The 14,549-nt window shown below is 36.3% G+C and carries 14 protein-coding genes and 1 pseudogene; 14 read left to right on the top strand and 1 reads right to left on the bottom strand.

All coding sequences use genetic code 11. The features are described from left to right. Positions 1-121: 121 nt before the first annotated feature. From J7J00_RS19430 to J7J00_RS19375, 12 genes are all read left to right on the top strand, one after another. A complete protein-coding gene (locus tag J7J00_RS19430; protein ID WP_214793709.1) occupies positions 122-1,234 on the top strand; it encodes an ABC transporter substrate-binding protein in 1,113 nt (370 codons plus the stop codon). Next, complete coding sequence (locus J7J00_RS19425; protein ID WP_125159833.1) at positions 1,224-2,057, top strand: alkaline phosphatase family protein; 834 nt, start codon at positions 1,224-1,226, stop codon at positions 2,055-2,057. Before J7J00_RS19430 ends, J7J00_RS19425 begins: the two co-directional genes overlap by 11 nt. Positions 2,058-2,174: 117 nt before the next feature. Next, positions 2,175-3,029: an ABC transporter permease gene (locus J7J00_RS19420; RefSeq protein WP_144528437.1), complete on the top strand. Its 855-nt coding sequence runs from the start codon at positions 2,175-2,177 to the stop codon at positions 3,027-3,029. Continuing rightward, on the top strand, positions 3,026-3,898 hold the full coding sequence (locus J7J00_RS19415) for an ABC transporter permease (RefSeq protein ID WP_214793706.1): 873 nt from the start codon (positions 3,026-3,028) through the stop codon (positions 3,896-3,898). Before J7J00_RS19420 ends, J7J00_RS19415 begins: the two co-directional genes overlap by 4 nt. Next, positions 3,898-4,911, top strand: coding sequence for an ABC transporter ATP-binding protein (locus J7J00_RS19410; protein WP_214793703.1), 1,014 nt, complete (start codon positions 3,898-3,900; stop codon positions 4,909-4,911). Before J7J00_RS19415 ends, J7J00_RS19410 begins: the two co-directional genes overlap by 1 nt. A 27-nt stretch (positions 4,912-4,938) precedes the next feature. After that, positions 4,939-5,721, top strand: a complete 783-nt coding sequence (locus J7J00_RS19405) for a DeoR/GlpR family DNA-binding transcription regulator (protein WP_214793700.1) — start codon at positions 4,939-4,941, stop codon at positions 5,719-5,721. Positions 5,722-5,847: 126 nt separating this feature from the next. Next, positions 5,848-6,720, top strand: a complete 873-nt coding sequence (locus tag J7J00_RS19400; protein ID WP_214793697.1) for a Cof-type HAD-IIB family hydrolase — start codon at positions 5,848-5,850, stop codon at positions 6,718-6,720. A gap of 29 nt (positions 6,721-6,749) precedes the next feature. Continuing rightward, positions 6,750-7,088 (top strand): DMT family transporter, encoded by a 339-nt coding sequence (locus J7J00_RS19395; RefSeq protein ID WP_214793694.1) that lies wholly within the window; start codon positions 6,750-6,752, stop codon positions 7,086-7,088. A 31-nt stretch (positions 7,089-7,119) separates the two neighbouring features. Then, positions 7,120-7,440, top strand: a complete 321-nt coding sequence (locus J7J00_RS19390; RefSeq protein ID WP_214793691.1) for a DMT family transporter — start codon at positions 7,120-7,122, stop codon at positions 7,438-7,440. A 637-nt stretch (positions 7,441-8,077) separates the two neighbouring features. Further along, entirely contained in the window at positions 8,078-9,304 is a 1,227-nt protein-coding gene (locus J7J00_RS19385) for a M20 metallopeptidase family protein (RefSeq protein ID WP_286201472.1), read from the top strand. A 79-nt stretch (positions 9,305-9,383) separates the two neighbouring features. Continuing rightward, on the top strand, positions 9,384-10,208 hold the full coding sequence (locus J7J00_RS19380; protein WP_214793688.1) for a DUF3100 domain-containing protein: 825 nt from the start codon (positions 9,384-9,386) through the stop codon (positions 10,206-10,208). A 21-nt stretch (positions 10,209-10,229) separates the two neighbouring features. Then, positions 10,230-10,673, top strand: a complete 444-nt coding sequence (locus tag J7J00_RS19375; protein WP_101221676.1) for a hypothetical protein — start codon at positions 10,230-10,232, stop codon at positions 10,671-10,673. 356 nt (positions 10,674-11,029) lie between these two features. On the opposite strand, the pseudogene J7J00_RS28945 reads toward J7J00_RS19375, so the two are convergent. Next, positions 11,030-11,226 (bottom strand): annotated as a pseudogene (locus J7J00_RS28945) (GntR family transcriptional regulator); the annotation flags it as partial. 472 nt (positions 11,227-11,698) lie between these two features. On the opposite strand from J7J00_RS28945, the gene J7J00_RS19365 reads away from it, so the two are divergent. After that, positions 11,699-13,018 (top strand): helix-turn-helix domain-containing protein, encoded by a 1,320-nt coding sequence (locus J7J00_RS19365; protein WP_214793686.1) that lies wholly within the window; start codon positions 11,699-11,701, stop codon positions 13,016-13,018. A 37-nt stretch (positions 13,019-13,055) separates the two neighbouring features. After that, a complete protein-coding gene (locus J7J00_RS19360) occupies positions 13,056-14,534 on the top strand; it encodes a M81 family metallopeptidase (protein WP_214793683.1) in 1,479 nt (492 codons plus the stop codon). Positions 14,535-14,549 lie beyond the last annotated feature (15 nt).

Here is a 14,549-nt window from a genome sequence, read left to right as displayed (position 1 = left end):
AGAACTGATTTACAAATTCTTAACATCGGATTAATGTGGGATTTATATTGAATGATTATGATTAATCCGTAACAAACAGTAATAAACATTAATGATTCCACATTAAATGGAGGCACTTTTTATGAATTACACATTCAAGAAGAATTGTTACAAGTCTATTCAAGCTGTGATGTTAGGAGTGAGTGTACTAGGATTAGCTGCTTGTGGAGCTACTAAAGAGGAGGCTGCTCCAGTTATTAAGGATCCAAGTTCGTTAACCCTGAAAGAAATTGAAACAAAGGCAAAAGAAGAGGGGACAATTAATAGTTTCGGTATGCCTGATTCATGGGCTAACTGGGGAGAAACGTGGAATGAAGTGATGAAAAAATATACTTTGGAACACAATGATACAGATTTATCCAGTGCCGAAGAGATTGCCAAAATGGAATCTGAAGGAGAGAATGCAACAGCTGATATCGGCGATGTAGGGGTTTCCTTTGGGCCCATCGCGGAACAAAAAGAATTAACGATGCCATATAAAACTTCCTATTGGGACGAGGTACCTGACTGGGCAAAGGATGACAATGGAGATTGGGTTGTTGGCTACCAAGGAACAATTGCATTCTTAACTAATAAAGAATTAGTAGATAACCCGCCAAAATCATGGGATGACATATTAAAAGGAGATTATAAAGTAACAGTTGGAGATGTTCAGCGTGGTACACAGAACCAAATGGCCGTTCTTGCTGCCGCTAAGGCTTACGGTGGTGATGAAACAAATCTCCAACCAGGAATTGACTATTTTGCTAAGCTTGCCAAGCAAGGCCGCCTTAGCTTAACTGATGCCAAGCCGGCTAACATCGAAAAAGGGGAAGTGGAAGTTGCCCTTGTTTGGGATTTCAATGCTCTTGGTTACGCTGACCAAATTAACCGCGATCAATTTGACGTTGCCATTCCAAGTGAAGGTTCAGTCGTAAGCGGCTACGCAACTATTATTAACAAAAATGCAAAGCATCCGCATGCGGCGATGGCAACTAGAGAATATATCTTAAGCGATGAAGGACAAATTAACTTAGCTAAAGGATTTGCCCGACCAATTCGCGATGTAGAACTTCCGAAAGAAGTAGCTGGAAAAATGGTTCCAGAAGAACAGTACAAAAATGCAAAACCAATTGAAGATTACAAAGCTTGGGAAGAAACGGCTAAAAATTTACCACAGCTTTGGCAAGAAGAGGTGTTAGTCCATGTCAAATAAAGTAATAGCAATTATTGTTGATGGTATGAGATATGATAAAGCATGTGAGGCTCTTGGATTTATTCAACATCTAGTTGAAACAAATCAGGCAGCACTTTACAAAGTAAAGTCGGAACTCCCAAGTCTTTCCCGTCCATTATATGAAGTGTTACTAACGGGTACACCGGCATCAGTGAACGGAATTACGTCCAATCAAGCGGTTCGCTTATCTACTGAGAAAAGTCTCTTTCATCTTACGAAAGAAAACGGCTTAAGAAACGGAACGGTATCTTATTACTGGGTAAGCGAACTTTATAATCGCGCGCCATTCCATTTTATTGAGGATCGTGAGCAAGAGGATGAGTCTAAGCCGATTCAATATGGGAAATTTTATTGGGATGATGACTATCCAGACAGTCATGTGTTAATGGATGCAGAAGCTTTGCGCAGAAAGTATGACCCACACTTTTTATATATTCATCCGCTCGGTGTAGATGTAAAAGGAGAAATGTTCGGTTCGGAATCGAAAGAATATCGTGAACAAATCTTAAAAATGGGAAGCTTGTTGGCACAACTTTTGCCAATTTGGATCAAAGAAGGTTACCACATTTTAATTACATCTGATCATGGCATGAGTGAATATGGCAACCATGGCGGCATAACTGATGGTGAGCGTGATGTACCGCTCTTTATCATGAGTCCAAAAGTTGAGCCTGGCGTTTACAGTGAAGTGGTTCCGCAATTAGCTTTTGCACCGCTCGTTTGTGAACTTTTAAATATTGAGCCGTCCAATAAAATGATTTCATATCAATTTCCAGGTCTGAAAGGAAAAAATACCCTATAAAAAAGATACACTATTCAACATTAAAATGAAGAATGAAGGTTGACGGGAATTGGTTTAACGAATGTACTGTTAAACCAATTCCCAAAATTGTTAGAGAACATAGAGGAGCGAGAAGTCTTGCGAAAAATTAAAAAACAAAAAATTTACTTATTAGCTCTTTTACTGCCATTTATTATGTTTGTGATTGGATTTGAAATAGGACCATTAGTGGCAATGATTAAAAATAGTTTTTATGCAGACAACGGAATTCAAGTTACGATTGATCAATATATCACCATATTTAAAAGTGAATTTTACTTACAAGCCATTCAAAATAGCCTTGTCATTTCTTTATTTTCTGCTGTAACTTCTGTGATTATAGCAGTCATTGCAGCCTATTCGATTACAAAGTTCTCACAAAAAATACAAAATCGCTTACTGATGATTGCCAATATGACGTCGAACTTTGAGGGGATTCCCCTTTCATTTTCATTTATTATTTTACTTGGAAACAATGGGTTGTTTACGTTGCTTTTTTCAAAGATTGGTGGGGATGTGTTTGCGGATTTTAATTTATATTCATGGACAGGCCTCATTCTTGTTTATATATATTTTCAAATTCCGCTTGCTATTATGCTCATCTACCCGTCTTATCAAGGAATTAAGAAACAATGGAAAGAGGCTTCTTCATTATTAGGAGGATCAACATTATCATTTTGGCTTCACATTGGGATTCCAGTTCTTTTACCTAGTATTGTAGGTACATTCAGCATTTTGTTTGCTAATTCGATGGGAGCTTACGCTACTGCCTATGCATTAGTAGGCAGCAACTATAACTTATTGTCATTGCAAATTGCCTCTCTAGTTGCTAGTGACGTTGCATTAAAGCCGCAGCTAGGTAGTGCGATGGGAGTTCTTCTAGCAGCGACAATGATAGGGGCGATGTGGTTCAATGAACGAATGATGCGCCGCATTAGGAGGGATTTACGATGAAATCTTCATTGACTTTTCATAAAGTGATTGTTGGGTTACTAGTTATATATTTATTAATTCCGCTTGTAGGAACATTTTTATTCTCGATTGCCGGTAAATGGGATCATACCATTTTACCTGAGAGTTATACAATGGATTGGTATGTTGAATTATTTCAAGATGAACGGTTTTATGATGCTTTTCGACGAACGCTGTTTTTAATTGTCATGTCTGTAGGTCTTAGTGTTGTTATTATGCTTCCGACTATTTTTATCATCACGGTATATTTCAGTAAATGGGAAGGATTACTTCAAGCAGCAGCTATGCTTCCTTATGGAATTCCTCCCATTGTTGGAGCTGTAGGATTAATCAAGGTATATTCAGATGGACCGATTCAAATTGCCGGAACACCTTGGATTTTAATCGGTGCCTATTTCATAACGATTCTGCCATTTATGTATCAAGGTATTCGTAGCAGTCTTCGTACGATTAATGCTGTGCAGCTTGTTGATGCAGCTGAATTACTGGGTGCTACAAAATTCCAGTCGTTTCGCACAGTGGTGTTTCCAAATATTATATCTGGTATTTTAGTGTCTACCTTATTATCAGTCGCTCTTTTATTTAGTGAGTTTGCTTTTGCCAATTTGCTTGTCGGAGGCCGATTTGAAACCATTCAAATTTATCTTGCCGACAAACTAAACAGCAGTGGTCACTTAACAAGTGCAATTGTTATTACTTATTATTCAATGATTTTACTTTTAACGGGGATTGTATTAAAACTTACGTTTAGAAACGAAAAAAATCCTGTCGTGTCAAATAAGAAGCGAATTCTTTCATTTTTTAAAAAACAACACTGTAATAAAAATACTGCTATAGAAGGTGAAAAGTAATGAGCTATGTAACCATCGATCAAGTGACTAAGGGGTATGAAAATCAAGTCGTTCTAAATGACATTTCTTTAACATTAAATAAGGGAGAATTTGCTACACTTCTTGGGCAAAGCGGATGCGGGAAAAGTACATTATTACGTTCCATTGCGGGGCTTGAAGGTGTTGATGTAGGAAGAATCTTAATTGATGGAAAAGATATTACTAATTTATCACCGCGTCAGCGTGAAGTAGGTATGGTATTTCAGTCTTATGCGCTTTTCCCAAATATGAGCGTTTTTGACAATATCACGTACGGCCTTAAAATGAAGAAGGTAAAAAATATTAAATCAAAAGTGAAAAATATGATTGATATGGTTGATTTAATAGGAAAAGAAGAGTCGTATCCTCATCAATTATCTGGTGGACAACAGCAGAGGGTTGCTCTTGCCCGCGCGCTAGTCATGGAGCCGAAAGTACTGCTTTTGGATGAACCGTTAAGCGCATTGGATGCTAAAATTAGAAAAAGTTTGCAAAAAGAATTAAAGAGAATACAGAAAGAATTAGATATTACAACTATTTTTGTTACTCATGATCAGGAAGAAGCAATGACGATGTCTGATCGAATTTTTGTCATGAATAAAGGAAAAGTTGTACAATCCGGTTCTCCATCAGAAATTTATACTTCTCCAATCAATACATTTGTTGCAAAATTTATCGGAAATTATAATGTTTGTAATATGGAAGTTTTCCATAAACTTGTTCGCAGCACAGAATTAAAAGGGAATGAAGTCGCCATTCGTCCTGAAGTTTTACAATTAGTTTCTGTTGGTGAGGATAGCTTGGATATACAAGTGAACTGGGGAATTAAAGGGTTTATCAAAGATGTTTCTATGACAGGGAATGTTTTAAGATATGAAGTAGAAACAGAGGAGTCCGCTTTCCTTGTAGATTACCTTCACCACCGAGGGAAAATGTTTGAGCAAGGAGCACGCGTTCAAATTCTTGTACCGAAGAAAGAATGTATTATTTTATAAATTATTAATGATCACGGGGGTAGAAATATGTCTGTTTTGCCAGAAGAAAGAAAGAATGAAATTTTAAAAGAACTTAACAAAATGGGAAAAGTTAAAGTTATGGAATTAGTTGATCAATTTAATGTTTCAGAGGAAACGATTCGACGCGATTTGATGATGTTAGAGGAAAAAGGACTTTTAAAGAGGGTTTACGGTGGGGCGATTAAAACAGTTTTTGAATTTGAGGAGCCTCCATTTACACAGCGTACAACGGTGAATCAAGAAGCGAAAATCAAGGTTGGGAAAAAAGCAGTAGAACTTGTTTCTAATGGAGATGTGATTGCCATTGATGTAGGGACAACCATGCTTGAATTTGCGCAGTGTATTGAAAATAAAAAAGACATTACGATTTTAACCAATTCTCTTCCTGTATCGTCTGTGTTAACCGAATTGCTCAATCAAAATAAGTTTACAGGACAAATTCTATTACTAGGAGGACAAATTGATCCAAAGCATCAATCCATATGCGGTGGTCTCACTGAACAAATGTTAAATCAATTTAATATTGATAAAGCGTTCATTTCAGCTGGTGGTGTCTCCATTCAAAGTGGTGTTAGTAATTATCATTTACGTGAAACATTAGTTTCACGCAAGATGGTCGAGGTATCAAAGCAAGTTATATTGCTAACGGATTACTCTAAAATTGGTGTCGACACATTTTGTAAAGTTTGTCCTCTAGAAAAAGTCGATGTGATTGTCTGCGAGCAACCATTTCCAGAGGAATGGAGAAATCATTCAAAATTAGAGGAAGTCAATTGGATTCAAGCATAGCCCATAATGGGACATATCGAGATGGAAGAGGGGGGTACTCTCTTTTTTGATTAGATTTTTATTGATAGCAGGTAAAAAAGCTAGAAAGAGAATTTAATAGATAGAATGAGAAAAGGAGCTATTAGAATGAGTTTCATTGCGATAGATTTAGACGGAACATTATTAAACGACCAGAATGAAATTAGTGAAGAAAATATAAAGGCGATTCAATATGCCCAAGATAGAGGCTTTGAAGTAGTTATTTCAACAGGACGGGCTTATTTTGACGTTCAAACAATTTGTGAAAAAGCCGGGATTTCCCCATTTGTAATCGGGACAAATGGCGCAACCATTCATTCAAAAAGCGGAAAGTGCATTTCTTCTATTACGATAACTAAAGATTGTGTCGAATCTATTCTCCAATGGTTAGATGAACGGAATTATTATTACGAAGTGTTTACTGATAAAGCCATTTATACTCTTAAAAAGGGTAGAGAACATTTCCATAATGAGATTAAAAGTTTGAAAAATGCAGATTTGAATACAGATATGAAAGAATTAGTTGAAGTAGCGGAAAGGCAATTTGACCAGTTTGGATATGTTTTAGTTGAAAACTATCATGATATCTTAAAACAGGAGGAAGAATTCTATAACATATTGGCATGTTCTTTTGATAAAAAGAAATTAGAAGAAGCATGGAACCAATTCAAACAGTTTGATGAGTTGATGGTTGTTTCATCTGCTGATCACAACATTGAAATTACTAGTAAAAGAGCTACAAAAGGAATGGCTCTTGAAAAATTGGCTTTTTTGATGAATGGTTCCTTAGATCAGGCTATGGCAATCGGGGACAGCAACAATGATTTATCCATGTTCCAGAAAGTTGGATACAGCGTAGCGATGGGAAATGCGAAAGATGTCATAAAAGCTGTTTGTACAATGACAACCCTTAAAAATGATGAGAATGGGGTAGCTTATGCGATTTATCGATATATAGAGAACTTCGTGGTTCAAAAATAAGTGTCAATGCCGAAGGAGCGAGCGATAAAATGGCATGGATATATATCATAATGGCAGGACTTTTGGAAATCGTCTGGGTGATCGGTCTTAAATATTCACACGGATTCACCAAAATTATACCTAGTATAGTAACGGTAGTTATAATAATATTTAGTTTCTTTTTACTTTCAAAAGCTTTCCATTCCATTCCCATAGGAACTGGTTACTCCATTTTTACTGGATTGGGAACGGTGGGAACGGTAGTAATTGGGATGCTTTTTTTGGGAGAGACCATTAATCCACTGAAAGTATTTTTTATGGCTTTAATGATATTGGGGATAATTGGAATAAAAATCAATCCAGCACAACCTAAACATTTAAGGAAGTGAAATGATTTATTCAAGGTTAGGGGATGATTCAATGGCTTGGTTTTTTCTTCTTATTGCTGGATTTGCCGAGATTGGCAGTGTTATAAGCCTGAAACGTGCAAACGGGTTTGAAAAATTGCTTCCCTCTGTAGCTTGTCTTTTTTTGGGGAGTTTAAGCTTTTATTTTCTTTCATTGTCATTAACTTCTATTCCAGTGGGGACTGCCTATGCAATATGGACCAGTATCGGTTCTGTTGGAAGTGTTTTAGCAGGAATGATCTTCTTTAATGAACCTAGAAGTTTAAGACTAACCCTATTTATTATGTGTATTATTGCAGGGGCTGTAGGTATTAAAATGACTTCTGGACATTAAGGTCAGGGTTTTAAATGGAAATAAGTGGATAAAGAAAAAGGTATTACCTGGAGGAGAAGAGAGATGGAGGCTATTCAAGATTAAAGAATACTGCATACTGATTCTAGACATTCACTTAAATAAACGCTTCGATCTCCATTCTACATGAACATTTACAACTGCCATAATCTCTACTAAAATTTTTGAATTTTTGAATTATTCAACTTAATGGTGCGATACTTCAATAACGAAGTGTCGCTTTTTTATGACTTTCTGCTAAAGTCGTACACGTCCTAAAAATAGCTAACTCTTTCCTTCGTTCGATGAATCGCTTTCATTGCTTTCCATATCTTGTGCAAATTTGGTCCTCGCGTATGATACGTCCGGCTCCTCGAGACAATCGTTCCTCGAACATCTTGGCTCTTTTGTTCTCCTTTTTTTGAACACTGACTTAAAGAGAATAGTGAATTTTTTGTATTTTCAATATTTACAGTCAATATTTGAAATGGTAGTATAACAATATCTGTTAATAATTATAAAATTATAAGGTTTTTTCAAAAATATCATTTTTTTATTATAATGAAAGTTTTTTAAACTAAAATATTATTATTATAGTTAGAATATTTTGTATTTAATTTTCTTAAGGGGATGAATGATAATGAGTATCAAAAAAATGTCAAATTCATTAAGGTCAATTGAAATAGTAGAGCGAACATCCGGAATATATGAAGAAGCTGTGAGATTAAGAAGAATGATCCATGAAAATCCTGAGCTTGGATTTGAAGAGCATAAAACGGCTGAAGTTATTGCGAATTACTTAAAAGGGCTTGGAATTGAAGTGAAATCCGGAGTAGCTAAGACAGGAGTTGTGGGTATTCTTCGAGGAGATAAAGAGGGGCCTGGGCCTGTGCTTGCTTTACGAGCTGATATTGATGCTTTACCTATTCAAGAGAAAACGGATGTAAGCTACAAATCTAAAAATCCTGGGGTTATGCATGCTTGCGGACATGATATGCATACCGCAATGTTACTATCTGCCGCTAATATTTTATCTCAAAATAAGCATCATATTGCGGGTACAATAAAATTCATTTTTCAACCTGCTGAAGAGATGAAGGGTGGGGGAATAATGATGGTTGAAGAAGGTGTATTGAGCAACCCTCCCGTTGACCATGCTTTTGCTTTTCATGTTTGGCCTGAATTAGCTACTGGAACCTATGGTTTTAGAAATGGTGCGATAATGGCAAGCATGGATTCTTTTGATGTTGTATTAAAAGGTAAACAAGGTCACGGAGCAGCACCGCATCAAGGAGTAGATGCTATAGTGGGTGCTGCTCATGTTGTAACAGCGCTACAAACAATTGTTAGCAGAGAAACTGATCCAGTAGATTCTGTTGTTATTACAATCGGAACAATTGAAGCAGGAGATGGCTATAATATTATTCCTGAAATAGCTAGTTTTAGAGGTACTGTACGAACACTTAATGCGAACACTCGTAAGGAAGTGGCTGCAAGTATTCAAAGAATTATCGAAGGAGTGGCTTCCGCACTTAAATTAGAAGTTGAAATAAACTATAACTTTACAGTGGGGTATCCTGTTACAATGAATGATCCTAAATTTAATGAACATGTTGCTGCTATTGCTACTGATTTATTTGGAGAAAACTCAGTGCAGTGGTTGACTAAACCAAGTATGGCAAGTGAAGATTTTGCTTTCTACTTAGAAAAAGTCCCGGGTACATTTGTCTTCTTAGGAGTAGGAGAAAACCCAGAGGATCCGATGAAGCTGCATAGTGACGTATTTTTACCAGATGAAAAGGCGATGATCCAAGGGATTTCCCTTATCGTAGGACTAGCTATAAATACTGCTGAAAAAATTCAATAAGTTAAAAAATGATAAGCAAAAATTGTGTTGGTTTTCCTTTTTAGAATCAGCATAATTTGTAGAAAAGGAGTGTAATAAAGTGCAAGGAAATTCTCTGCGTAATTGGAAAATTCATTTATTTGTTTTGATATTAGTCTGTGTTACAGAATTTATTGGCGTAAAAACGTTTAACATTGGGATTGGAGCCATTGCATTATTTCCAATGCTGTATGCATTAATTATCGGAGCCATTATTAGTTTACCTTCTTTCAAAATTTTAAAAATGAAGGAAATGAATGTAGCGGCCAATATTTTAGGAATTTCATTCATGCTTTTTGTAGCCAAATTGGGAATGTTAATGGGGCCCTCATTGCCGAAGATATTTGATGCTGGGATTTCTTTAGGACTACAAGAAGTGGGACATTTCGCAGGGACAATCCTATTAGGGTTACCAATTGCTTTATTACTTGGAATGAAAAGAGAAGCAGTCGGTGCTACTTTTTCAATCGATAGAGAACCTAACTTAGCCATTATTGCTGAAAAATATGGATCGGATTCACCAGAAGGACGGGGAGCACTAGGCGTATATGTTTGTGGTACTTTGTTTGGGGCTTTATATCTGTCTGTGTTAGCAAGTTTTTTGGCTCAAACTGGTTGGTTTCATCCAATTTCACTAGCCATGGGTGCGGGTGTAGGTTCAGGTAGTATGATGGCTGCCATGTCAGGAGCATTAGCTGTTATATTCCCAGAATCCGCAAAGGATATTGCAGTTTTTGCTGGTGCTGCTAACTTAATTACAACAATTTTAGGAACGTATATATGTGTATTCTTTTCCCTTCCTTTAACAAACTATTTATACAAAAAGTTTGAGCCTATTTTAGGGCGAAAGTCAAAAAAAGATCAAATGAAAAATATTGAAGCATAGGACATTAAGGGGAGATTTTATATGAAGGATAAAATATTGACTTTTATAATTATTGGTATAATAGCTATTATGGGAAATTGGGTTGGATACAATGTTTCACCAATTGACGCATTACCAGGTATGATGATCATTGTTGCTGTAACGATATTAGGGTTCTTTTTCGCAAAAATCTCCCCTATAAAACTACCAATTGTTGTTTGGGTTTCTATGTTAGCCTTATTGGTTACAACTCCGATTTTTCCAGGAAACGCAGGAATCATTAAAGTAACAGAACAAGTTAATTTTATGGCCTTGGCAACACCTATTTTGGCTTATGCTGGCCTTTCCTTCGGGAAAGATTTGAAAGAATTTAAAAAATTAGGATGGCGTATAGTTGTTATATCTCTAGTTGTATATACAGGAACATTTTTACTATCAACTCTTGTTGCAGAAATTGGTTTTAGATTAACTGGTAAATTCCATTAAGTTATTGTGATCGTGCTACTAGTATTTAACATAAAACCAAGGAAACGAAAAATTGAAAGAGCTTATGGCGACTATAGAACGAATATTGAAGATGTCTACGCTGTTTGAGATGTCAAAAGTACAGCTCAGTTTTACATTAACTTTAATAGCTTTATAAAATGTCCGATTCTAATATTATGGAATCGGGCATTTTTTTATGCAAGGAAAGCATCAATTTCCCCAATAAGAACTGAAGTATTAGGTTCCTGGATTGGTATCTAATTTCCAATGGATATAGATATGATTAGCAAAATAACCTACGCAATGTATAGCCATTTATACTCATCATGTAAAGGTCCATATGATACACGATTTGGTAGCATACTTAGATTCACATCCAAATAGTCTGCTAACTCTCTTTGCGGTGGAAGTTTTGTACCTGGAACTAAACGCCCCTCTATAATGTTACATTCTAACTAACTGCTTAGCTAATGCCTGATAAAATCGGTCTATCTTCTCGATTTAATGTCGGCTTCCATGTCATTGAATATTTTTCAAACGGATTAATAGGCACAATACTCATCCTTTTTTCATACATTTATAAAATTGTATGGCAACAAATTCAAATCCATAAATTCCTTTAAGTATTCTTCCATAATCGAGCCCGATTTTTAATGAATAAAGGACATTACCTATTTGATATAAACTAATAGGTAATGTCCTTTAATTTTATCTATATTTTTTAAATGTAGGTCTTGATAAACAATGATATGTGGCAAATGGACATATTTTTTCAACATTACCCAATTAATATATGATATCGATAATAAATCAATAAAGGACCAGGTCGAACTGGATGCACGAAGATATAGTATTCTCTAGTGGAAAAGGAATGGAGAAAGCCCAAATAAATAACTGACTGCTCAAAAAAACGTATTTCGGTCCATTAACAGACATTTACTTTTATTATTTAGATAGTTAAAGTTATAAACAATAATAAAAACTTACTATTCAGTATTATTTGAAAAATAAAAGTGGAGGATCGGATGAATACAAAAGTATTAGTAATAGGTCCTATAGATTTAGTAGAACTAGTGTTTACTATCGGTCAATCGTACTCTGACATTACCATGTTACCTGCACCTTACAAACATGAACAGGAAACAATAGATGTAATTAAAAGAAGAGTCGACGAGGCGGATGTTTTATTCTTTTTAGGCATAATTCCTTATCAAATGGCAAAGAATCAAAATATTACAAAACCCATGGTATTTATTCCCTCAACAGGAACATCCTTGTATCGTACTCTTTTTAAGATCATTACAGAAACTTCTTTTAATCCAATCAAGGAACCGTTAAGGATTAGTATAGACACATTGCCAAATAGAGAAGTAAAAGAGTGTTTTGAGGATTTAGAAATATATCCAGAAAAGATGTTTCTGAAAGCTGATCAAAAAGCGGATGAATTGGTTCATTTTCATTATGAATTATGGAAAAATAATCAAACTCAGGTGGCCGTTACCTGTGTTAAATCCGTATACGAATCGTTAAAAGGGCTAGGGGTGCTAGTATTCAGGGTTCTCCCTACAATGTCTGCCATTCGAACTAGCTTGAATAATGTTCTTTTGGAGGGGAAGGCCTTGCTTCAAAGCGATACACAAATTGCCATTGGAATCCTGCATTTTAATAACTTGCTTTCTTCTTTAAAAAAGCCCATATCAGAATATGGAGAACAGCGAAAAAAGGCTGCACTTCAAAATCTTCTAATCGATTTTTGTGAAGAGGTCCAGGCTATTTTTGACTGGTCAGAACGAGATGAAGTCCGTTTTATAACCACTCGGGGCGCCATTGAAAGGACTACCCACAAATATAAAAAGGCTCCGCTATTAGATGAGATAGCCATGAAAATTGATGTAGAGACCACCATTGGAATAGGATTTGGACATACAGCAAACGAAGCGGAAGTGAGTGCTCGTAAAGCACTTATGAAAGCGAGAGTTAATAAACCGAGTTGCTTTGTGGTTGACATGGATGGAACTGTTTTTGGGCCTGTCGGAAAAGATGGGAAATTGAAATATTCCTTGCGGAGTGATGACCCACATCTAATGAATTTAGCAAAAACAGCTGGGCTCAGTATTGCAACCATAAACAAATTACTTTCCTTTTGTGAGTGCTTTGGCAATAGATGCATCACTTCAAATGATCTTGCTAACGGATTAGGTTTGACCATTAGGAGCGCTAGGAGAATCCTGAATACCCTTGAAAATGCGAATCTAGCTGTCATCGTGGGTGAGGAACAGCCCATAAACCGGGGGAGACCCCGACAGTTATATGAATTTCAATTTTCCAGGGAGTCAGTCAGATAGGGTTTATTCATTTAATAGTGAAGAAAGGGGAAATTTTATGAGAATAGCAATCGGTCAGTTGGCACATGAAACGAATACATTTTCTCAAGTAAGAACGACAGTCGACTTATTTAAAGTATGGGAATGGACCCAAGGAGAGGAACTTCTCGATAGGCATACTGGTGTATTGGATTATTTGGGTGGGATGATCGATCGGGGAGAAGAGCTGGGGATTGAAATTGTGCCGACTTTTGCAGCCATGGCCAATCCTTCAGGAATGATAACGCAGGAAACGTTTCAAAAAGCAAAAAAACTATTAATATCAAGTATTTTGAATTCTGGAAAATTGGATGGGATTTGTCTATTTCTTCATGGTGCAGGAGTAGCGGAAGGAGTTGACGATATTGAAGGCGAGATCCTTTCGGAATTAAGAAGCATTTTGGGTTCAAAAATACCAATAGTAGCTGCATTGGACCTCCATGGTAATATTACGGAAACCATGGTTAAAAAAGCTGATGCACTACTCGGAAATATAGATTACCCTCATACGGATTCCTACGAAAGGGGGAGTGAAGCAATTGATATAACTGCTCGCATCATTCAAGGAAAAGTTAACCCGGAAATGGCTCTATCTAAATTACCATTACTTATTCCTACTACAACCTCCTACTTTTCTCCAATTAAAGAAATCAATGAATGGTGCGAGGAATGGGAAAAGCATCCTGAGGTCCTTGATTGTACCTTATTCCACGGCTTTCCATATTCAGATATCCCTCACGCAGGAGTTTCGGTAATTACCATTACGAATAATGAACCCTCTTTAGCACAAAAAATATCAAATGATATAGCTGCAAGAATTTTTGAGAAGAAAGATGAATTTTTTCCAATATTGCCGTCACCAAAGAAAGCCATTTCATATGCTTTCTCCCGAAATGAAATGCCCATCATCATAAATGAAGCTTCTGATAACCCTGGTGCTGGTACACCAGGTGATGGCACCTTTTTATTGAAGGAAATGATTGAAGCAAACATTCCAAATAGCTGCTTTGGGTTTATTTTTGATCCAGAAATAGCAAAAATTGCCCATGAAGAAGGTGTGGGGTCCTTAATTCATGTCGAATTAGGTGGTAAAACAGATAGTTTACATGGTAACCCTCTAAAAATATCAGCTTATGTTAAAAGCCTTTCTGATGGCAAGTTTATTCAGTCCTCACCGATGTGGAATGGAAGCAAGGTGAACTTGGGGAGAAGTGCAAGATTATTGGTTGATAACGTTGATATCATTGTATGCTCTGTAAATTCCCAGACTTTTGATGAACAAGTTTTCCTCCTTCATGGAATAGATGTTGAGAAATCAAGTATTGTTGGTTTGAAATCATCTCACCATTTTCGCGCAGCCTTCATGCCTATTGCTAAAGAAATTATAACGGTTGACTCGCCTGGGTTAAGCAGTGTGAAGTTATCAACCTTTGATTACAAGAATATAAGTAGACCGATTTACCCTATTGATCCTATTTTAAATCATCAATTAGTCTAACTAATATATAGAGGA

The organism is Bacillus sp. ISL-4 (assembly GCF_018613275.1).
GTDB lineage: Bacteria > Bacillota > Bacilli > Bacillales > DSM-1321 > Peribacillus > Peribacillus simplex_E.
The sequence above is the reverse complement of the archived record's forward strand: the minus strand, read 5'-3'. Positions and strand labels throughout refer to the sequence as shown.

Excerpts from the sequence above, each read along its gene's own strand:
- J7J00_RS19430 (WP_214793709.1), top strand. The coding sequence starts at position 122 with ATGAATTACACATTCAAGAAGAATTGTTACAAGTCTATTCAAGCTGTG.
- J7J00_RS19425 (WP_125159833.1), top strand. The coding sequence starts at position 1,224 with ATGTCAAATAAAGTAATAGCAATTATTGTTGATGGTATGAGATATGAT.
- J7J00_RS19415 (WP_214793706.1), top strand. The coding sequence starts at position 3,026 with ATGAAATCTTCATTGACTTTTCATAAAGTGATTGTTGGGTTACTAGTT.
- J7J00_RS19410 (WP_214793703.1), top strand. The coding sequence starts at position 3,898 with ATGAGCTATGTAACCATCGATCAAGTGACTAAGGGGTATGAAAATCAA.
- J7J00_RS19405 (WP_214793700.1), top strand. The coding sequence starts at position 4,939 with ATGTCTGTTTTGCCAGAAGAAAGAAAGAATGAAATTTTAAAAGAACTT.
- J7J00_RS19400 (WP_214793697.1), top strand. The coding sequence starts at position 5,848 with ATGAGTTTCATTGCGATAGATTTAGACGGAACATTATTAAACGACCAG.
- J7J00_RS19395 (WP_214793694.1), top strand. The coding sequence starts at position 6,750 with ATGGCATGGATATATATCATAATGGCAGGACTTTTGGAAATCGTCTGG.
- J7J00_RS19390 (WP_214793691.1), top strand. The coding sequence starts at position 7,120 with ATGGCTTGGTTTTTTCTTCTTATTGCTGGATTTGCCGAGATTGGCAGT.
- J7J00_RS19385 (WP_286201472.1), top strand. The coding sequence starts at position 8,078 with ATGAGTATCAAAAAAATGTCAAATTCATTAAGGTCAATTGAAATAGTA.
- J7J00_RS19375 (WP_101221676.1), top strand. The coding sequence starts at position 10,230 with ATGAAGGATAAAATATTGACTTTTATAATTATTGGTATAATAGCTATT.
- J7J00_RS19365 (WP_214793686.1), top strand. The coding sequence starts at position 11,699 with ATGAATACAAAAGTATTAGTAATAGGTCCTATAGATTTAGTAGAACTA.
- J7J00_RS19360 (WP_214793683.1), top strand. The coding sequence starts at position 13,056 with ATGAGAATAGCAATCGGTCAGTTGGCACATGAAACGAATACATTTTCT.